Source organism: Psychrobacillus sp. PGGUH221 (assembly GCF_042055255.1).
Taxonomy (GTDB): Bacteria; Bacillota; Bacilli; order Bacillales_A; family Planococcaceae; genus Psychrobacillus.
Genome location: NZ_JAQMHQ010000018.1, coordinates 1 through 20212, shown reverse-complemented (window position 1 = coordinate 20212; position 20212 = coordinate 1). Strand labels below are relative to the sequence as shown.

Below are 20212 nucleotides of genomic sequence, written 5' to 3'. Positions count from 1 at the left end.
CCATTATGCACCTCAATGATAGTTGTAATAATTTTCACTTTGAATTTGATATATCAGAAAAGTCAAATTATTTATTTTATATGTAGTATAATAACCTTAATGGACTATTTTAAAACACTATTTAAAAAATAGTAGGAACCTTAAAGTAAAGGATGAATTGAACCATGTATATCGCTGAATTAAGTATAGAGAACTTTAGAACTTTTAATTCTAGAACAACAATTGAATTTCACGAAGGTACTAATGTGATAATCGGTCAAAATAATGCTGGAAAGACAACAGTTATCAAAGCATTGCAGTTATTATTTGACAATCAACAGAACAAACGTTTATCTGTTGATGATTTTAATAGAACTATTACTACTGCAGAATTAAAAAAGGCTCCCCCAAAAATAATAATTTCAGCAAAATTAGTTGAGTCACTAGCGGAACCTGAGTACTCCGATCACCTTGTAACTGTATCAACTTGGCTTACTAAAATTGAGAGTCCGTATGAAGCTAGCATTACCTACGAGTTCTTCCTACCAGATAAGGAAGTAGATTCTTACGTAAAAACGATGTCTAGCATAGATGAAAACCAAACTGAAGAATACTGGAACACTATTCGTAACATTTTTTTGAGAAAATACACACAAAAAATTTATGTAGGAAATCCAGAACAAAAAAATCTAATAGATCAAGAAAACATAAATAAATTTGCCTTTCAATTCTTAACTGCCATTAGAGATGTTGAACGTGATCTATTCACTGGAAGAAATACCTTGCTAAAAGAAGTAATAGATTTTTTTATGGACTACGAGATTAAAATAAATGAAAATCTTAACAAAGATGAAAAAATACAACAAATAAAGGCTAAGAAGAAAGCTTTTTCAACTGATGCACAACTTTTGATTACTTCATTGCAAGCCCGGATGAGTGAAGGCAACATTCACATGCTTAAATATGTTGAAGATACTGGAGCTGGAATTGGAGGTATGAAGCCCTCTTTTGATGGGACAATATTAGATACAGAACTATATTCTGCTCTAAAACTAATTATAGAAAGTGAAACGGGTATTAAACTTCCCGCTATACATAATGGTCTTGGCTACAATAACTTGATTTACATTTCTCTACTGCTAGCAAAAATGCAGAAAGATGCTTCCGGAGATTACTTAGGCTCAAATGCAAAGGTCTATTCAATTTTAGCTATTGAAGAGCCGGAAGCACATTTACATCCAAATATGCAATATAAGTTTTTGAAGTTCTTAAAAGAAAATCAAAGTTCGCAAGTAAATCAAATTTTTATTACCTCTCATTCACCAAATATCACTGCAGCTGTTGAATTGGATGATATCATTGTATTGCAAAAAGAACAGGAAAATATTCATGTGGCTTATCCAGGGAGAGTATTTACTGATAGCACCGAAGACCAAAAATCGAAATATTACGTAAAACGTTTTATTGATGTGACAAAAGCTGATATGTTCTTTGCTCACAGTTTAATTTTGGTGGAGGGTTTAGCAGAGCTGTTGTTAGTTCCAGAGTTTGCAAAAAAGATGGGTATTGACCTAGTGGATACGCATACTTCAATCATTAATATTGGTGGTCGCTACTTTGATCACTTTTTAAAATTGTTTGATCAAGAAAAGAGCGAGTATGCTATTAAGAAAAAAATTGCATGTATTACAGATCTAGATCCTGTTAGAAAAGAAAGAAAGAAGGGTGCTTCTTGGGTTGCATGTTCACCATTGTTTCTAGACGCTGCCCCAAATAACTATGAATATAAATCTTATTCGAATACGTTGATTGATAAAAGAAAAAACAATAAACACGATTTAATAGAGGTATTTAGCCAAAAAGAAAATGAAAGTTCAACATTTGAATATGATCTTTTATTGAAAAATATTACTACTGAAAGCCTACTAACAGAATCGGTCTCTAATAAAGAAGAAATAAAACGATTAATGAGCGCTTTTAATGATGGGAAGTCAATTCAAACTATTACAGATATATTAAGCAATAATAATTATGGAAAGGAAGTTAGAGAGTATGTTAGTAGTGCAAAAATTGATGAACCTAAAACAGTGGAAAAGATAAAAGCGAAAATAATAGCCGGACGATATTTAAATTCTATAAAAAAAGGCGAAGTAGCACAGGAATTAGCTTATATTGTTGCTACAAGTAACAAAGATAAAATTAGTCCACCAGACTATATTAAAGAGGCGATAACATGGATTTCTCAAAAGCAGTAAAGTTAAAAGATAGTAAGGAAAATATACCAATTGACAAACACTTCAAACTTTATGCAGGTCCCGGTGCAGGAAAAACCACGTTTTTAACTCATCATATTCACTGGATTTTAAATCAATCAAAAAAGTTATCGAAAGGTAAAAAAGTTGCTTGTATTACTTACACTAATATCGGTGTAGAAACCTTAAAAAGTCGTCTCAAAGATACAGGTGAAGATGTTGAAGTAAGCACTATACATAGCTTTCTTTACAAACATATTTTAAAACCGTATTTATGGATGCTAGATGACTGTCCTTTTCCAATTGAGCATTTAGACGGACACGAAGAAGTGAAATTAGGAAGGTCTTTACTTCAAGAATACAAAACTAGAAGTAAACAATATTTTGATGAGAGTCTCAATAAGGATCTAGCTAATTCTTTGGGAAATTTAATATGGATGTTAAATGGAACTACAATAGAATTGAATTTTCTCAAAGTATACCAATCAAAGGTTGGACGCTATAATATCAAAAAAAATTCATACATAGTTTATAAAGAATTATGTTGGGAAAATGGACTTTTGAGTCATGATGATGTTTTATACTTTTCATATTTACTTCTACTTCAAAAAAATGAAATACGAGAAATTATTAGAGCAAAATTTCCTTATATTCTACTAGATGAGTTTCAAGACACAAGCCCTTTACAGGCTGAAATTATTAAATTAATTGCCGAGAAAGAAACGGTAATCGGAGTTATTGGAGATCCTTGTCAGGCTATATTCTCATTTCAGGGTACTGATGAAAATTTGTTTGATGAATTTAAACTTGATGGTATGTCACTTCATTATTTAGAAAACAATCATAGATCTACTGAACAAATCATCAATATACTAAATCATATACGAACCCAGAAGGACTTTGATCAATGCAGTCCAGACAAAAAGGTTGGCGAGATGCCTGTATTGTTAATTGGGAGTTCATTTACAGCTCATAAGTATGTTTCAAAAACTCTTGGGATTAACAGTTTCTATACACTGGCTTACCGAAATAATGAGACTAATGCTATTAAATATAATTTCAAGGATAATTACACTGAGGGAATAGATTTAATTTTTGGAGATAGTTCGAGAGGATGGATGGTTTATTATATTATTCATGCAATTGAATACGGCAGACAATTGAAGTTGCAAGATGCCATCAAATTTATGAAAAAAGCTTACAGAAAGATTGATGGATTCTCGGATAAGAAAGCATTTAACAATCTGAAAAGACTCTTAGAAGCATATAACAATTTTTGCGAGGGAAATATTAAAGATTTTTATAACAATTACATTTTTGGTCATTATGGAATTAAAGGAAAAATTTCGAGTGGAAAAGTGAAAGACTACTATGAACAACTACTTTATAAGAGAGCAGCAACTGAAGTAAAAATTTCAGATGATATAAGTGAGTTCAAGACTATCCACAAGTCAAAAGGCGATGAGTTTGATAATGTTCTTGTTGTAATTCCAGAGACCAATAGTGTAAAAAGCCTTGAATTTTTGCTGACACCTGATATGAGTAAAGAAGATCACCGCGTTTACTATGTCGCATTAAGTAGAGCAAAAAAGAAATTATATATCAATGTCCCTCATGTTTCTAGTAAATTACTTCAGGAGTTAACGCATCTAAATATAGACCACATATACTTATAAGCAAAAAAGTACCTAATTCGGTCTTATTTTTACAGATGAGGTCTCACGAAATTTATTTAATACTAACTCTTACATCAAATAAAAACAGCCTGTGGTTTTGTAGCATCCACAGGCGTCTTTAACAGTAATTTTGATTTATAGATTTATAACCATTTTCATGCTTTATGATTGTTTTTTTGAAATGGTAAATTAATGTTCATATCTGATTGAGTTACTAACTATATTGTAAAGTTACCAACTATGTTGTAAAGTTACCAACTATGTTGTAAAGTTACCAACTATGTTGTAACTGGACACAAACAAAAACAGCCACAAATAATATTTTACTTACTCCACAGTTACCGATTTCGCCAAGTTTCTTGGTTTATCGACGTCACAGTCTCTGTGTAAAGCAGCGTAGTAGCTTATTAGTTGAAGTGGAATTACTGCTACGAGTGGAGCGAATAGCTCGTGTACTTTCGGAAGAATGAATCGATCGCCTTCTTCTTCAAAGCCTTCCATTGCGATGATGCATGGGTTTGCACCACGTGCTACTACTTCTTTTACGTTACCGCGAATATTTAAACTTACCGCTTGCTGAGTTGCAAGTGCGATAATCGGTGTACCCTCTTCAATTAGAGCGATTGTACCGTGTTTTAATTCCCCACCTGCAAAACCTTCTGCTTGGATATAAGAAATTTCTTTTAGTTTTAATGCACCTTCAAGACTTACGTAGAAGTCGATGTTACGTCCGATGAAGAATGCATTTCGAGTTGTTGCTAAAAATTCTTTTGCGATTTCTTCCATTTCTTCTTTGGAATCGACAATTGTTTGGACAGCATTTGCTACAATACCTAGTTCTTTGACAACATCAAAGTCTAATTCTTTGTTTTGAGATTGCGCGTATACAGATGCTGTTACCATTAATGTCGCAACTTGTGCAACATACGCTTTTGTTGATGCAACGGCAATTTCAGGGCCAGCATGAAGTAGTAATGTATGGTCTGCTTCACGAGAAAGGGTTGACCCAGGCACGTTAGTCATCGTAATAGTTGGGAAGCCTTTATCTTTGATTTTCACTAGCACTTGTCTGCTATCTGCTGTTTCACCTGATTGCGTGATGAACATAAATATTGGTTTTGCTGATAGAAGTGGCATGTTATAGCCGAATTCACTAGAAATATGCACTTCTACTGGAATACCTGCAACTTTCTCAAAGTATTCTTTCCCAATTAATCCTGCATGATAGCTAGTTCCTGCAGCGATAATGTACAGACGATCTGCCTCATTCAGTGCATCTAAAATAGCTTGGTCGATTGTAAGCTCGCCTTGTTCGTTTTGGTACGCTTGTATTATTTTACGGATAACAGCTGGCTGTTCATCCATTTCTTTTAACATATAGTGAGGATATGTCCCTTTTTCAATATCGCTCATGTCAAGTTCTGCCTTGTATGGAGCACGTTCTACTTTTGTGCCATCAAGCTTTTGAATTTCAACAGAATCTTTATGCACGATAACGATTTCTTGGTCATGAAGTTCTACATAGTGCTCTGTCACTTGGAGCATTGCCATTGCGTCAGATGCTACTACATTAAATCCATCTCCTAATCCAACAAGAAGAGGTGATTTATTTTTTGCTACATAAATTGTGTTTTGATCTTCTCTATCAATAAGAGCAATTGCATATGATCCGTGAATAAGATGCAATGTTTTTCTAAGCGCATCTACAGTAGATAAACCATCTTGTGAAAATTTTTCAATAAGCTGTACAATCACTTCTGTATCCGTGTCAGATGCCATTTCTACATTTGCTAAGTACGCTTTTTTCATAAGGTGATAATTTTCAATTACACCATTGTGCACTAAAGTAAAACGCTTTGTAGTACTTTGGTGTGGATGGGCGTTCAACTGATTCGGAACACCGTGAGTAGCCCAACGTGTATGACCAATTCCAAGCTTAGCGCCTACCTCTTCGTCTACTACATCGCGTAAGTCTGCAATACGTCCTTTTTCTTTAAAAACGACTACACCTTCTTCATTTAACACAGCGATTCCCGCCGAGTCATATCCGCGGTACTCTAATTTTTCTAAACCTTTTAATAGAATTTCCTTTGTATCTGATTCACCAATATATCCTACGATTCCACACATAATTTCATTTCCTCCGTTTACATTCATGTCAAAATAAACTTGCTTCAGACTGTTGAGAAACGCTCGCATTCTTCGTTACTTGCTCCTGCGGTTACTCGTCGCAAAGAAGGGCTTTTGCTCCTGCGGTTAGTTCCACATTCGAATGAAGAATTTGTTTCTACTAAGTCTTACCAAGCTCATTATGCTAAGAATGCCTTCTTTTCCCTCTGTCATACAATCACTTGCATGGTTTATGAAAAAGAATAACAACCGGGCAAATACGGTCGGGAGGCATCCGCCGAAAATTCGATAACCTCCACCTCGTCTGCTGAAGATCTGTTTCGTCCAATTTCTTCAGCTCAGGCGCTATAATTGTTTTCCTTATTTTTACGCGTTTTCTTTTCCCTCCATTTCAACGCGGGTACAGAAACGATTAAATTTTCTGGGTCTGCACTTTATCTATAATACTTAAATTACATATGATAGTCAATTAAGTACCTCTATCTATATATGCTATAAAACGATATTTTGCTAAGCAAAAGAGCCAGTATACGGACTCTTTTGCAAGCAGGTTGATGGAACTATGGTTAAAAAAGGTTCAAACGAATCAAGAAAACTACTAATCTACCAGACAGCAATGGATCCATCTGTTCGAGATTCCGTCCCACCTTGCAAGACTCCTGTTTCAGGGTTTCTCCAAATTATTTGCCCACGACCGAAAGATCCGGTGTCGGATGCGACATGAATGTCATGCCCCTTCCTAACTAAGCTTTGCACAAGATAGTTAGGAAATTCAGGTTCTACGTGAACCGTCTTTCCTTTTATCCACTGCCAGCGTGGCATATCAAGAGCAGCTTGGGGATTTAATAGATAATCAATTGTATTGGTCACTACTTGAAAATGACCCTGTGGCTGCATATATCCGCCCATCACTCCAAATGCCCCAACTGCTTGACCATCTTGCGTTAGGAATCCAGGAATGATTGTATGGAATGTACGTTTCCCCGGTTCAATAAAGTTAGGATGTGATTCATTTAATGTAAAATCATGTCCTCTATTTTGCAATGCAATACCAGTCCCTGGCACAACAATACCTGAGCCAAACCCCATATAATTGCTTTGTATGTATGAAACCATGTTCCCTTCTTCATCAGCAGTTGCCAAATACACAGTACCGCCTTTAGGTAATTCATACGGTTCTGGATCGCTTGCTTCTTCCAAAATGGTTTCTGCTCGCGATTTAGCGTATTCATCTGATAATAAATGATTTACTTTTACAGGCATTGCATCTAAGTCAGTAATGAACGCTTTCCCGTCCGTAAATGCCAGCTTCATCGCCTCTATTTGTTCATGAAGGATATTTGCATTTTGCCACTCTGGCTTATTAAGTTGCTTGTATATATTTAATGCCATAAGTGCAATCATGCCTTGTCCATTTGGAGGGATTTCCCATACATCGTATCCTTTATAATTCGTAGAAATTGGTTCTACCCACTCAGGTTTGTATGTTGCTAAATCTTCTTTGGATAAGAAGCCCCCGTGTTTTTTCATGAAATCTTCTATTTTAGTAGCAATTTCTCCTTCATAGAAGTCTCGTGCATTTGATTCACCAATTGCTCGTAATGTTTTAGCATGATCTGGAGAGGACCAAATTTCTCCGATTTCAGGAGCTCTCCCATCCGGTGCAAACGTCTCAAACCAAGCTGCAAATTCCTCTGTAGTAAAAGTACTTTTGAACCTTTTATATGCCCCTTTCCAGTACTTACCAAGGATTGGAGTTAAAGGATAACCTTCCTCTGCGTATCGGATTGCCGGGATGAGCACTTCTTGAAGAGGGAGTTTCCCATATTGAATGGATAACTCGGCCCATGCTGCCGGGACACCGGGAACCGTTATAGGAATAAGACCAAATGCAGGAATAGTTTCATGACCCTTTTCTCGAATTGCTTTTGCAGAAATTGACTGTGGAGCTGGACCCGATGCATTCAAACCATGTAATTTACCTTTTGTCCATACGAGAGCAAATGCATCTCCACCAATCCCGTTGGATGTTGGTTCTACTACCGTCAAAGCTGCAGCTGTAGCTATGGCCGCATCAATAGCATTTCCGCCCTTTTGAAGAATCTCCAAACCTGCTTGTGCTGCTAATGGTTGCGATGTTGCCACCATACCTTTCTTAGCAAAAACAGTATGGCGTTTTGCTTGAAACGGATGATATAAATAATCCATAAGAGTCCCCCTTAATATTAGATAAATTATTATAATACATTTAACAAAGGGAATCTATATGAATATTCGAATAATTAAAAAATAAAGAAAGACATTCATTTAAGAATGCCTTTCAACCATTTAATCTACAACAATTTCACAATTTCTCTGTTGAATGCTGGCAAATCATCTGGTGTTCGACTTGTTACGAGTTGATTCCCACAAACAAATACTTCCTCATCGTGGAAATTAGCTCCAGCGTTTTCTAAATCGACTTTTATCGATTTATACCCCGTAGCGTCACGCCCCTCTAATGTTTTAGCGGTAATGAGAAGCTGTGGTCCGTGGCAAATTGCGAATACAGGTTTTTTATCATCCATAAACGCTTTAGCAAAATTAACGAAGCGATCATCTGCTCGTAAGATGTCCGGCGAAAAACCGCCAGGAATAAATAGTGCATCAAAATCTTCTGGCTTTACATCATCGATACCATAGTCCACCTTCAAATTCGCTTCACCTTGTTTACCTGTCACTTCATTTCCTGCTTGTTTTTCAATAATGAATACTTCATGACCAGCGTCGTTTAATGCTTGTGCTGGACTCGTATATTCCACGTCTTCAAACATATTTGTAACTAATGTTGCTACTTTAGCCATTTCGTCACTCCTTATCTGTTTGTCTCTCTCTCTTGTTATTCCACAAAAGTATCTAAACTAAACATTCAAATAAGAAGTAAAAAAAAAAAAAAATCCGACATCATGTCGGATTTTTATATATGTTATTCAGCTAAACCCATCTCTGCTTTTACCACTTCGACGATTCGGTTTACATAATTTTCGCATTCCTCTTCAGTTGCAGCTTCTACCATTACACGTACAAGCGGCTCTGTACCAGATGGACGAACTAAAACGCGTCCATTGCCTGCCATCTCCGCTTCCACTACGCTTATGATTGCAGCTACTTTTTCATTTTGCGTTACAGCATGTTTGTCAGTTACGCGAACATTTACAAGTTTTTGTGGGTAAATGGTCATTTCGGAAGCAAGCTCTGAAAGTTTTTTTCCAGTAATTTTCATAATGTTTACAAGCTGTAAGCCAGTTAACAAGCCATCTCCTGTCGTGTTATAGTCTAAAAACACGATATGCCCTGACTGTTCTCCACCTAGATTATACCCATTCTTTTTCATTTCTTCTACAACATAACGATCTCCAACTGCCGTTTTTACACTAGTCATTTCATGTGTTTCTAGCGCTTTATAAAAGCCCATATTACTCATAACTGTGGAAACAACTGTATTTTTATTTAGACGTCCTTGTGTATTTAAATGCTTAGCACAAATATACATAATTTGATCGCCATCTACAATATTCCCTTTTTCATCTACAGCAATTAATCGATCGCCATCCCCATCAAATGCAAGTCCAACATGTGCTCCTTTTTCTAGCACAAATTTCGACAACTCTTCAGGATGTGTAGATCCTACACCATCGTTTATATTCAAACCGTTAGGTGATGCTCCCATTGTGGATAAATCAGCTTCTAAGTCTGCAAAAACATGTGCAGCTAGTGAAGAAGTTGCGCCATTTGCACAATCCAATGCTACATGAAGTCCAACAAACTCTTCATCAACTGTTTGTTTTAAGTATTGGATATACTTTTGTCCACCTTCAAAGTAATCAGATACTGATCCAACACCTGCTCCTGTTGGACGTGGAAGTTCGTCATTTTCAGCATCTAGTAAAATTTCAATTTCTTCTTCTTGTTCATCAGAAAGTTTAAACCCATCTGAACCAAAAAATTTAATACCATTATCTGCAACCGGATTATGAGATGCTGAAATCATTACTCCTGCATCGGCACTCATCACTCTTGTTAAGTAAGAAACACCTGGTGTACTAATTACTCCGAGACGCATTACTTCAACACCAACAGAAAGAAGTCCTGCTACAAGAGCACCTTCCAACATATGACCTGATATGCGAGTATCGCGCCCAATTAAAACCTTCGCACGATTTTCTGTTTCTTTTGTTAGTACATATCCGCCAAAGCGTCCTAATTTAAAAGCAAGTTCCGGTGTTAGTTCTGAGTTTGCTACTCCTCTCACACCATCTGTTCCAAAGTATTTTCCCATTAATCTTCTCTCCTTAAAAACCTGTTGTCCTGCGTATTAAGCTTCTTTTACTGTTAACTTTATCTCGGACGCAGACATTTCCCATTGAACATCTGTAGGGGCATCCATTTTTAACGGAAAAGTATTCTCCCCCACTTGTGCATTTTGTGCTTCTACATATAGAGCAATATTGTTCTTATTTATCTTTTCTAATGCTTCTGGTGTTCCTTTAGCTTTCACAGTAACTAAACCGTCTGTAGGAGCTAGAAATTCACTCACTAGCTGATCGGAAAGTCCTCTAACTTCCACTGTAACTTGCTCAAAAGTTTTTTCACTGACAGCTGATACAGATTCTTCTTTTTCTTCCTTATCTTTATCTTCTTCTGTAGGCTCCTCTGTTACTGGAGCAGGCGTGACATCTGCGGTAACTTTTACTTTGTCGAGCGACATCCTTGTAACTCCATCCGGAATCGCTAACTTCACGTCGAAATCCCCAGATTTTTCTAGCTTACTTATATCTACATCAACAGTCAACTGCTCAAATCTATCAAGAACAGCTCGAGGCCCATATAGTCGTATCGTTTCTACATTAGTAGTCAACCTATTAATCGTCACATCTTGCTTCGGTGAACCCTTTGGTCTTAATACAACAGGGACCTCCTTACTAAGTTCTTCCACTTTTACTTTTACTTGTACTTGTTTTGGTTCCACTGTCACATCTAGTTTGTTTAAATCACGATCCAGAACTCTTACACTCGCTTCTTGATCAAAAGATTTAGTAATTCCTGGATCTCCAACTATAGTTGCTTTTACATAGCCTATGCTATTTATGACACTTTTTGCACCTGTAATTGTAACCATTTTTGGATTGACGTCATAGGACTTAACGATGTAATTTTCTGCTAACAAGCCTTCATTCATATCCGGATCTACTCGGAATTCCTTCGATATTTTTTCTTCAATATTTACATTTACGTATACAGGGTCTATTCGAACCTTTAATTTATCAGAAAAATTTTCATTTGAAATAGCAACTCTATGCTCACCATAGGTTAACTTTCTCAAATCCACAAATACTTTATAATCCTTCATCATTTTAGCGGATAATACTACTTGTGTTGGGCCTTCTATATTTACTGTAACTGTTTCAGGAACACCAGTTACGACTGAGTTTTCATCATCATAATAAACTTCAACCGGTACGTCTCGTAATACATCAATTTGAGTTCCACTAGTACTTGAACCTGTACTCTCTTCTGATTTCACGGAAACAAATAACAGAATAGCTAAAGTTAATGCTATTATTCGTAAGAACCATGGACTATCCATCATTTTATCCATTTTGTTTCCCCCTCCATAACCATTTAGAAGAAGTTACTTGTTCATCCGTTGGTCCAAACCAAAGTCGCTTCAAGTGTGCTTGAAACTCTTCCATGGATAGATTTCTATGGAGATCACCGTTAGATGTCAAACTAACTGCACCCGTTTCCTCTGATACAACAATGGTTATAGCATCTGTTACTTCACTCAGCCCGATTGCTGCACGGTGTCTTGTTCCAAGCTCTTTAGATATAAAAGGACTTTCTGATAGCGGTAAGTAACAAGCGGCAGAAGCTATTTTGTTTTTTTGCACGATTACTGCTCCGTCATGCAATGGGGTATTAGGAATGAAAATGTTAATCAATAACTCGGAGGTGATATTCGCATTTAATGGAATACCAGTCTCGATATAATCCGATAAACCTGTTTCTCTTTCAATCGATATTAAAGCTCCAATTCGACGCTTTGCCATATAACTAACTGACTTGGTCATCGCAGTAATAAGACGGCTTTGCTCTTCTTCTTCTTGTAGAGAACTTCTTGCAAACAATTTCCCTCTACCAATTTGTTCAAGTGCTCTTCTGATTTCTGGCTGGAATATAACTATAATTGCAAAAAATCCAATATTAATTACATTGTCAAGCAACCAACCTAACGTATCCATACCTAAAAAGTCAGTCACTACCCGCGCAATAATAATAACAAATATCCCTTTTAATAATTGAACTGCCTTCGTTCCTCTTATAAGGGTAATTAACTTATAAATAACAAACCAGACAAATAAAACATCTAAAATGTTTACAATTACGTTTACTGGCATTAAATCCGTAAATTGCTCCATAAACGACATGTGGCATCCCCCACTTTTCATAACAAATCCATACTCTGTAAGTATAACATGATAATGAACATTCCGCCTTTATGAAGCAAAAAAGTCTACCTAAAATAAGGTAGACTTCTATTTGAAAAGGTAATTGTAAATTATTTAGTTTCCTCATTTTCAAAAAATGAAACAACCTGCTTGCCCGCATCTTTTATATGGAACCATAGCCAATCAAACACTTCATTGATTTCCTCAGTTTTTCCTGTAATAACTGCTGTAGATGCCATATATTTAGAACCGTTAATGACAGTTAAATTCCCATCCAGCTCACCGTCAATTTGAACATCTCCATTTTTCACAACAAGATCACCTTTCACGACTTGTCCTTTAGGAATTATAACTGTTTCTCCTTTGACAAGTACATTTTCCTGTTTGGTGAAAGAGAACTGCTGCTCCTCATTGAAGTTTGTGAATAGAGCGCTACTCATAAATAAGCAGAACAATGCTGCTGCAGTAATAATGGGATGTTGTCTCAACCATCTACTAACACCAGCATGAGATTTTTCTTTTGGAAGTTTTGCCATAACTGATTTGGTAAAATGAGTAGGTGCCTCTGCACGAGCCGCTCCCTTTACGAAGGCAACTACATCGCTTAACTCATGCATATGGGCCTGACAATCCACGCATGACTGCAAATGAGATTTAAGTTCAAGCTCATGTTCACGGCTAATTTCACCATCTAAGTATTCATGCATAAAGTGAACAATTCGCTCTGGACATGCATTCATCGTGATTCCCTCCTATAAAAAATTAGGCTGTTTACTTAGCTGTTTTCTAAGTGCTTCTCGACCTCTATGAATTCTTGTTTTTACTGTCCCAAGTGGTAATTCTAATATCTCACTTATTTCTTGTAAAGATAATTCTTCCATATATTTCAGGACTATCGCTGATCGATATTTGTCTGGTAATCGACTTATCTCATATTGTATTCGATCCTGTAACTCGAGCTTCATCAGTTCTTCTTCGGGAAGTTCTTCTGATGCCGCTATTTGAGAATACATATTAAGTCCCTCTGTACCTGCAACTTCTGCATCTAAATGATAATCTGGCTTTTTTTTACGAATACGATCTATACATAAATTCGTAGCAATTCTATACAGCCAAGTGGAAAATTTCCTTTTTTGATCAAACGTGTGAATGTTAATATATGCTCTTACAAAAGCCTCTTGTGCTATATCTTCTGCTTCATGACGATTCCCTAACATACGAAAACAAACTTGAAAGAGCTTATGCTGATACAGGTCAACAATCTCCGCGAATGCGTCTTTGTCGCCTTTTAACACTTGTTTTATTCGCTTGTTCACCAACGCATCCATCGTGATTCCCCTCCGCTCCATGCGGCTGTCTTACCTATACGATTAAAGGTAGTAACAGGTTTCATTTATTTTTTCTTTATTTTAATTTTATCAAAAAATCTTCCAATTGTGGGATATTTTCTAAAAGAAAAAGCTAACACCTCAAAAGATTGAACGTCCGATCCATTCCTGCAGAAAAAGCGAAACAACCGACACCTTACCGGACCATAGACGAAGCGGCTCTGCCACTCTCCTGCGGTAAGCTTCAGAAAAAAATGTTATTTTTTCTATACATCTATAAAAAGGCTGTAGATAACTCTTTTTTTTGAGTTTCTCTACAGCCTGAGCAGACACCTAAATGTCTTTTTTACACGTTATATAAGACTTTCCCCAAACAATGATCCCATGAGGGCAACTGCAACATCTGCGGTCTTATTTTTTTCATCAAGTATAGGATTTACTTCCACAAACTCAGCCGAAGTAATTAGGTTTGATGAATAAAGCATCTCCATAGCTAAATGACTTTCACGATAAGTAATTCCCCCAGGAACTGGAGTACCAACACCCGGTGTGTAGATTGGGTCTATTCCGTCTAAGTCAAGTGATAGATGAACTCCATCCACTTCTCGCTCTTGGAAATACTCGATTGTTTGCTCCATTATTTTCGTCATTCCAAGTTTGTCTATTTCATGCATAGAGAACACCTTAATGCCTTTTTCTTTGATTAATTCGCGTTCACCAGGATCTACGGAGCGCGCTCCAATAATTACTACATTTTCAGGTTTTATCTTAGGAGTGTATGAGCGTATTTTTACTAAGTCAGTATGTCCTAATCCCAGGCTCACAGCTAATGGCATCCCGTGTATATTACCTGAAGGTGAAGTCTCTTCCGTATTTAAGTCCGCATGTGCATCGTACCAAATTACTCCAAGGTTTTTATATTTATCTGCTAATCCCGCTAGCGTTCCAATAGCAATACTGTGATCTCCACCAAAAATCAAAGGATAATCACCTTCTGCTATAATTTCCCTTACTTCGTTTGCAAGCTTTGTATTACCCTCAACTACCTCTTCCAAATTACGTAGCTTTGTATTCTTTGACATTTCTTTTCTTCCTATTACTATGTCGCCTTTGTCTTTTACCGTATGGCCAAGTGCTTTTAAACGTTCAATTGCACCTGCATAACGAATAGCGCTCGGTCCCATATCGACACCTCTTCTATTTTGACCAAGATCCATCGGTACACCAACAATAGTTATATTTAATTTATTCATGATTTTATACCCCCAATTATTTATATACCTATTGTAAATCCTAAAGGGCTGTTGGCTCAACCAAGCAAAATCATGAATATTTATTCATAAGCTGAACGAGATGATTTTTCACATCTGCCCACTCACTATCGATTATTGAGTAGACAACTGCATTTCTTACGGTTCCATTTGAACGCAAGCGCTCATTCCGTAAAACACCTTCTTTTACTCCACCTATTCGTTCAATCGCACGTTGTGACTTCACATTTAATTCATCGGTTTTAAATTGAACTCGAATCATTCCGAGATTTTCAAAACAATGTTTTAATAACAGGTATTTACATGTCGTATTAACATGTGTTCGTTGAAACGTTTGACCATAGAAAGTTGAACCGATTTCACACGCATGATTTGCTGTGTCGATTCCATATATACGTGTCGTACCAATTATTTCTTTTGTGTCGGTATGTTCTACGACAAATGCGAGAGCGGTTTTGGCAATGTTCATTTGTCGGATTCCTACTTGTAGCCATTGCTCTAGCTGTTCATAGCTTTCTACTTTATTCAACATAAATTCAAAGATTTTAGGGTTATACAACTCCCATAAATGTTGTATATCTGTTTGTTCTAATGGACGTAATGTCACATCTCCAAATACAATTACTTCTGCCAAATCCAAACACCTCACTTTTTCTTTTATCATAATAGAAAAAGTGAGGTGTTGAAAAGAATTATTTTGTTAATATATCTCCTACGTATAGAGACTGTGGACGAAAGAGAGATGCATCCTCTATCTGTTCTAGTATATGAGCACTCCACCCTACCATGCGTGCTATGCTAAATGTTGGAGTAAATAAAACAGCAGGCATGTCAATTGAACGCATAATAGCCGCTGCATAAAATTCTACATTCGTATATAGATTTCTTCCTGGCTTGTATTTTTCTAATAGTGAAGTAATCTCTTTTTCAGCCTTTGTCGCCAAATCTAGCCAAGGATCAGAGCCTTGCAAACGGACACATGCTTCTCTTAGCAAAATAGATCGAGGATCCTCGGTTTTATAAATACGATGTCCAAAACCCATAACCTTTTCACCATTTTTTAACTTTTCTTCGATAACTGGTCGTATCCTTGCTTCCTCTTTTATTTCATCGAGCAAATTTAATACTTCGGCTGGTGCTCCTCCATGTAATGGACCTTTCATTGTACCAATGGCAGAAGTAATCGCCGCAGGTACATCAGATTCGGTCGAGATAGTCACTCTCGCTGCAAAAGTTGAGGCGTTTAATCCGTGCTCCATTGTTAGCTTTAAATACGTTTCCAGTGCTTTAACCTGCACTGAAGTTGGAGGAGTACCTTGGAGCATCCACAAATAATTTTCTGTATGCGAAAAATCACTATTTTGCTCGATTAACGGAAATCCCTGTTGCTTTCTATAATGCCTTGCAATTATTACTGGAAGCGCACCTGTTAAGTAAATCGCTTGGTCCATCTTGTCTTTTTGTAAAAATTCAGTTGTACCAAATGCAGATATAACTGTTCTCATGGCATCCATAATAGAAACTGTTGTCGGAAGAGTATCGATGATTGTACAGACATATTCCGGTAACTTTCTACCTTTTATTAGTTTTTTATGGAATTCCTGCAGTTCATTCTCCGAAGGTAAATCGTTATACAATAAGAAGTAAGCAACTTCTTCAAATGAATAATCTAGTACTAGATCTTTTACGTCCATCCCACGATATCTCAATACTCCTTTGTCACCATCGACCAGACCAACTTTTGTATGCACTGCAACTACACCTTTTAATCCTTTTTGAAACATATTCATACCCCTTCCTTTTCTTTAGTATAAGAAAGTTTTATAATTAATAAAATTAAATAATTTAAATGAAGTTGATTATATTTTTTAATTAAAAGGAGAAGAAAAATGGAATATCAATGGTTGAAGACTTTTATTGTCGCTGCCGAAACATGTAATTTTAGAAAAGCGTCCGAAAAATTACTAATTTCTCAGCCTGGCGTCACGGTTCATATAAAATTATTAGAAGAATATTTAGGGATTTCTTTATTTGACCGAACAAACAGACGCGTAGGTTTATCTGATGCTGGTAAATTGTTTTATGAAGAAGCTGTTCTACTTACAAAGAACTTAGAAGAAAGCGTGCATCGATTACATGCTTTTACTGAAGGATATACCCACAAGTGGATTATCGCCATTTCTCCCTTAATGGCGGAAACCATCTTGCCCTACATATTACGTTCATTTATGGACAAACATCCGGACTTGGAAGTATCTATAAGAGTTGAAGAATCTAATGTCATTGAAGATTTAGTATGGAAAGGAGATGTTCATATTGGCATCTCAGCACTAGAGGCTACACGGAAAGAAATACAATCTATTGAGCTCTATGAAGATCCTCTTATATTTGTTGTTCCTTCCGATGGGTATGACGAGGAATCGGGACCTATCGTGAATCCAGAAGAATACTTATCCAGCAATTATTTGTTCACTCATCACCATCCAGTTGTGTGGGATACACTTCTTTTACAGCTGCGCAAGCGAGTGACTAACATACGAACAATGAAAGTTACGCAGGCACATATAGTAAAACGCTTTATTCAAGAAGGCTTAGGTATTTCATTTCTTCCACAATCCATTATCAAAAGAGAATTAACCGAAGGCCGTGTGATGAATGTACCTTTCGAGTTATTTCCACTTCCCAAAGTAAAAACATTTTTATTACTTAAAAATAGGGGAGATCTCGAGCAGGAGTTTATAGAAAAAATATCTAACTACTATTTTGGATAATTAATTTTACGAGGTGATTAAATGAAAAAGAAACTATTTTTAATTAGGCATTGCCAAGCGGAAGGGCAGGAAGCAGACGCACCCCTAACCGAAAAAGGTTACAAGCAAGCGTTTGAACTTGCTAGCTCCTTGAATAACATTCGTGCAGACCAAATAATTTCAAGCCCTTATTTAAGAGCTCGACAAACGATTGATCCATATGCAAAGGATAGAAATCTAGAAATTAAAATAGATACACGTTTATCAGAACGTGTATTAAGCACGAGTAACCTGCCAGACTGGCTTGATAAGTTAAGGAATACTTTTGATGATATGGACTTAAAGTTAGAAGGCGGCGAAGCTAGTAGTGAAGCACAGGCACGAATAGTGGAAGTTGTGGAGGAAATCTTAGATAGTAATATAGAAAATACGGTTATCGTGACACATGGAAATATTCTGTCCTTACTATTGAGACACTACCAGGATAATTTTGGCTTTGAGCAATGGAAGAGTCTAAGCAATCCAGATGTATTTTTAATGCAATTCACCAATGATGAATATTCAATTCACCGTGTTTGGAAAGAATAATGAATATAGAAAAAAGGGTATTCCATATGAATGGAATACCCTTTTTTTAGATGGAGCCTAGCGGGATCGAACCGCTGACCTCCTGCGTGCAAGGCAGGCGCTCTCCCAGCTGAGCTAAGGCCCCGAAGTTAAAACAGTGTTGGCTGGGGTACCTGGATTCGAACCAGGGCATGACGGAATCAAAATCCGTTGCCTTACCGCTTGGCTATACCCCAATAAACTGGTGGAGGGGGACGGATTCGAACCGCCGAACCCTAAGGAGCGGATTTACAGTCCGCCGCGTTTAGCCACTTCGCTACCCCTCCAAAGCTATATAAAAAATAAAATGGTGGAGGATGACGGGCTCGAACCGCCGACCCTCTGCTTGTAAGGCAGATGCTCTCCCAGCTGAGCTAATCCTCCTGGGTTATATAAATTCACGATAAGCTTTCACATCTCTGCGTTTCTATCGTTCATTTGTATTCTTGACCTGCTTGCTTCTCCTGATTTATGAATAAGGGTCAGTCAAAACTGGACAAGAATAATAGTAACATATTTATTCTACTAAGACAAGTAGTTCTAAGTAGTTTGTAAAATTTCTACTCCATATGTAAGCTTCCAAGCGGATTCGAACCGCTGACCTCTTCCTTACCATGGAAGCACTCTACCTACTGAGCTATGGAAGCATAGACAAAAAAATGGCTCCGAAGGTAGGACTCGAACCTACGACCGATCGGTTAACAGCCGATTGCTCTACCACTGAGCTACTTCGGAACGGATGATATTTAAAGTACAAATATAATTATAGCAATCCTTTGTTAAATTTCAAGTATATATTTAATAAATACCTAACAATTTCTCAGCTTTTTTCATGCAATTAATTATTTCCTAAGAAATAATTTTGATAGATCGCTTGAATAAATTGTAAAGTGGTTAAGGGATTACAATTAATGGCAGAACGAGACTAAATTTGCTTAATTCACAACTATTAAAGTTAGATTCGAGACCATTTCTTTCGATACGAGACCATTTCAGGTGAATCCGAGACCAATCTTGTTATATATGGATAAGGGAGACTAATTTGTCTTGGAGAGCAACCAAATGAGTCGTATAAGCGACTAAGGATAATCTAAAAGCAATCAATTTGATAATGAAAGCGACCATTTCTCACAATAAAGGGTTCACTTTCTCTGAGATGACCCATTTTTTCTACTGTCCTACGCTGCGAGTCTCTCTTCCTTGCTTCCTCGAACTCTTTGTTCCTCTACTTTCTCGCAAGTTTATTATAATTCTTTGCCTTCGGCTTTTTTAGTACAACAAAAAAAGCCACCACCGATTACTCGGTGACGACTTTTCAATTGCCCAGCGACGTCCTACTCTCACAGGGGGAGACCCCCAACTACCATCGGCGCGCGAGCTTCACTTCCGTGTTCGGGCTGCAAAAGCAGATGAACGGCAGATTTCTTCGTCAGCCGCGGTCGTTCGATTCTCGCGTATATCATACGCTGCGAGTCTCTCTTCCTTGCTTCCTCGAACTCTTTGTTCCTCTACTTTCTCGCAAGTTTATTACAATTCTTTGCCTTCGGCTTTTTTTCTAGTACAAAAGAAAAAAGCCGCCACCGATTGCTCGGTAACGACTTTTCTATGCCCAGCGACGTCCTACTCTCACAGGGGGAGACCCCCAACTACCATCGGCGCTGAAGAGCTTAACTTCCGTGTTCGGTATGGGAACGGGTGTGACCTCTTCGCCATCATCACTAGACCTTGAGTT

At 37.1% G+C, this 20212-nt stretch carries 15 protein-coding genes, 6 tRNA genes and 2 rRNA genes; 4 read left to right on the top strand and 19 right to left on the bottom strand.

Annotation, left to right across the window (positions count from 1 at the left end; translation table 11 throughout):
- Positions 1-164 precede the first annotated feature (164 nt).
- On the top strand, positions 165-2234 hold the full coding sequence (locus tag PGC35_RS21440; RefSeq protein ID WP_375220627.1) for an ATP-dependent nuclease: 2070 nt from the start codon (positions 165-167) through the stop codon (positions 2232-2234).
- The gene (locus tag PGC35_RS21435; RefSeq protein WP_375220626.1) at positions 2213-3907 is read left to right on the top strand and encodes a UvrD-helicase domain-containing protein; all 1695 of its coding nucleotides are present in this window, start codon (positions 2213-2215) and stop codon (positions 3905-3907) included. Before PGC35_RS21440 ends, PGC35_RS21435 begins: the two co-directional genes overlap by 22 nt.
- 327 nt (positions 3908-4234) lie before the next feature.
- Here the strand turns inward: PGC35_RS21435 and glmS are convergent, their stop codons facing one another.
- The 11 genes from glmS to PGC35_RS21380 form a co-directional block, all read right to left on the bottom strand.
- On the bottom strand, positions 4235-6037 hold the full coding sequence (gene glmS, locus PGC35_RS21430; protein WP_375220625.1) for a glutamine--fructose-6-phosphate transaminase (isomerizing): 1803 nt from the start codon (positions 6035-6037) through the stop codon (positions 4235-4237).
- Positions 6038-6640: 603 nt separating this feature from the next.
- Positions 6641-8245: a gamma-glutamyltransferase family protein gene (locus PGC35_RS21425; RefSeq protein ID WP_375220624.1), complete on the bottom strand. Its 1605-nt coding sequence runs from the start codon at positions 8243-8245 to the stop codon at positions 6641-6643.
- 125 nt (positions 8246-8370) lie between these two features.
- Positions 8371-8880, bottom strand: coding sequence for a type 1 glutamine amidotransferase domain-containing protein (locus tag PGC35_RS21420; protein ID WP_056830836.1), 510 nt, complete (start codon positions 8878-8880; stop codon positions 8371-8373).
- 122 nt (positions 8881-9002) lie between these two features.
- Positions 9003-10355 carry a phosphoglucosamine mutase gene (gene glmM / locus PGC35_RS21415; RefSeq protein WP_375220623.1) on the bottom strand — a complete coding sequence of 451 codons (1353 nt, stop codon included), beginning with the start codon at positions 10353-10355 and terminating at the stop codon, positions 9003-9005.
- A 36-nt stretch (positions 10356-10391) separates the two neighbouring features.
- Positions 10392-11675, bottom strand: coding sequence for a CdaR family protein (locus tag PGC35_RS21410; RefSeq protein WP_375220622.1), 1284 nt, complete (start codon positions 11673-11675; stop codon positions 10392-10394).
- Positions 11668-12504, bottom strand: a complete 837-nt coding sequence (gene cdaA, locus PGC35_RS21405) for a diadenylate cyclase CdaA (RefSeq protein WP_056830840.1) — start codon at positions 12502-12504, stop codon at positions 11668-11670. Before cdaA ends, PGC35_RS21410 begins: the two co-directional genes overlap by 8 nt.
- A 131-nt stretch (positions 12505-12635) precedes the next feature.
- Positions 12636-13265: a zf-HC2 domain-containing protein gene (locus PGC35_RS21400; protein WP_375220621.1), complete on the bottom strand. Its 630-nt coding sequence runs from the start codon at positions 13263-13265 to the stop codon at positions 12636-12638.
- Positions 13266-13277: 12 nt separating this feature from the next.
- Complete coding sequence (gene sigW, locus PGC35_RS21395; protein ID WP_053591360.1) at positions 13278-13853, bottom strand: RNA polymerase sigma factor SigW; 576 nt, start codon at positions 13851-13853, stop codon at positions 13278-13280.
- Positions 13854-14206: 353 nt separating this feature from the next.
- Entirely contained in the window at positions 14207-15106 is a 900-nt protein-coding gene (gene rocF, locus PGC35_RS21390) for an arginase (RefSeq protein WP_053591359.1), read from the bottom strand.
- Positions 15107-15176: 70 nt separating this feature from the next.
- Positions 15177-15758 (bottom strand): GNAT family N-acetyltransferase, encoded by a 582-nt coding sequence (locus tag PGC35_RS21385; protein WP_375220620.1) that lies wholly within the window; start codon positions 15756-15758, stop codon positions 15177-15179.
- A 58-nt stretch (positions 15759-15816) separates the two neighbouring features.
- A complete protein-coding gene (locus PGC35_RS21380) occupies positions 15817-16908 on the bottom strand; it encodes a citrate/2-methylcitrate synthase (RefSeq protein WP_375220619.1) in 1092 nt (363 codons plus the stop codon).
- A 105-nt stretch (positions 16909-17013) separates the two neighbouring features.
- On the opposite strand from PGC35_RS21380, the gene PGC35_RS21375 reads away from it, so the two are divergent.
- Together PGC35_RS21375 and PGC35_RS21370 are read left to right on the top strand one after the other, a co-directional pair.
- The gene (locus PGC35_RS21375; RefSeq protein WP_375220618.1) at positions 17014-17895 is read left to right on the top strand and encodes a LysR family transcriptional regulator; all 882 of its coding nucleotides are present in this window, start codon (positions 17014-17016) and stop codon (positions 17893-17895) included.
- Between the two features lie 21 nt (positions 17896-17916).
- The gene (locus PGC35_RS21370; protein ID WP_375220617.1) at positions 17917-18462 is read left to right on the top strand and encodes a histidine phosphatase family protein; all 546 of its coding nucleotides are present in this window, start codon (positions 17917-17919) and stop codon (positions 18460-18462) included.
- 51 nt (positions 18463-18513) lie between these two features.
- Here the strand turns inward: PGC35_RS21370 and PGC35_RS21365 are convergent.
- The 8 genes from PGC35_RS21365 to rrf (PGC35_RS21335) form a co-directional block, all read right to left on the bottom strand.
- A tRNA-Ala gene (locus PGC35_RS21365) sits at positions 18514-18586 on the bottom strand.
- Between the two features lie 16 nt (positions 18587-18602).
- Positions 18603-18677 (bottom strand) — tRNA-Gln (locus PGC35_RS21360).
- Between the two features lie 6 nt (positions 18678-18683).
- Positions 18684-18767 (bottom strand) — tRNA-Tyr (locus tag PGC35_RS21355).
- A gap of 21 nt (positions 18768-18788) precedes the next feature.
- A tRNA-Val gene (locus PGC35_RS21350) sits at positions 18789-18864 on the bottom strand.
- 190 nt (positions 18865-19054) lie between these two features.
- A tRNA-Thr gene (locus PGC35_RS21345) sits at positions 19055-19127 on the bottom strand.
- 13 nt (positions 19128-19140) lie between these two features.
- A tRNA-Asn gene (locus tag PGC35_RS21340) sits at positions 19141-19215 on the bottom strand.
- Positions 19216-19801: 586 nt separating this feature from the next.
- Positions 19802-19927, bottom strand: a 5S ribosomal RNA gene (rrf, locus tag PGC35_RS22245).
- Positions 19928-20087: 160 nt separating this feature from the next.
- A 5S ribosomal RNA gene (gene rrf / locus PGC35_RS21335) occupies positions 20088-20203 on the bottom strand.
- Positions 20204-20212: the final 9 nt, after the last annotated feature.

What these genes read in the sequence shown, in the direction of transcription:
- PGC35_RS21440 (WP_375220627.1), top strand. Translation starts at nt 165, where the DNA reads ATGTATATCGCTGAATTAAGTATAGAGAACTTTAGAACTTTTAATTCT.
- PGC35_RS21435 (WP_375220626.1), top strand. Translation starts at nt 2,213, where the DNA reads ATGGATTTCTCAAAAGCAGTAAAGTTAAAAGATAGTAAGGAAAATATA.
- glmS (WP_375220625.1), bottom strand. Translation starts at nt 6,037, where the DNA reads ATGTGTGGAATCGTAGGATATATTGGTGAATCAGATACAAAGGAAATT.
- PGC35_RS21425 (WP_375220624.1), bottom strand. Translation starts at nt 8,245, where the DNA reads ATGGATTATTTATATCATCCGTTTCAAGCAAAACGCCATACTGTTTTT.
- PGC35_RS21420 (WP_056830836.1), bottom strand. Translation starts at nt 8,880, where the DNA reads ATGGCTAAAGTAGCAACATTAGTTACAAATATGTTTGAAGACGTGGAA.
- glmM (WP_375220623.1), bottom strand. Translation starts at nt 10,355, where the DNA reads ATGGGAAAATACTTTGGAACAGATGGTGTGAGAGGAGTAGCAAACTCA.
- PGC35_RS21410 (WP_375220622.1), bottom strand. Translation starts at nt 11,675, where the DNA reads ATGGATAAAATGATGGATAGTCCATGGTTCTTACGAATAATAGCATTA.
- cdaA (WP_056830840.1), bottom strand. Translation starts at nt 12,504, where the DNA reads ATGTCGTTTATGGAGCAATTTACGGATTTAATGCCAGTAAACGTAATT.
- PGC35_RS21400 (WP_375220621.1), bottom strand. Translation starts at nt 13,265, where the DNA reads ATGAATGCATGTCCAGAGCGAATTGTTCACTTTATGCATGAATACTTA.
- sigW (WP_053591360.1), bottom strand. Translation starts at nt 13,853, where the DNA reads ATGGATGCGTTGGTGAACAAGCGAATAAAACAAGTGTTAAAAGGCGAC.
- rocF (WP_053591359.1), bottom strand. Translation starts at nt 15,106, where the DNA reads ATGAATAAATTAAATATAACTATTGTTGGTGTACCGATGGATCTTGGT.
- PGC35_RS21380 (WP_375220619.1), bottom strand. Translation starts at nt 16,908, where the DNA reads ATGTTTCAAAAAGGATTAAAAGGTGTAGTTGCAGTGCATACAAAAGTT.
- PGC35_RS21375 (WP_375220618.1), top strand. Translation starts at nt 17,014, where the DNA reads ATGGAATATCAATGGTTGAAGACTTTTATTGTCGCTGCCGAAACATGT.
- PGC35_RS21370 (WP_375220617.1), top strand. Translation starts at nt 17,917, where the DNA reads ATGAAAAAGAAACTATTTTTAATTAGGCATTGCCAAGCGGAAGGGCAG.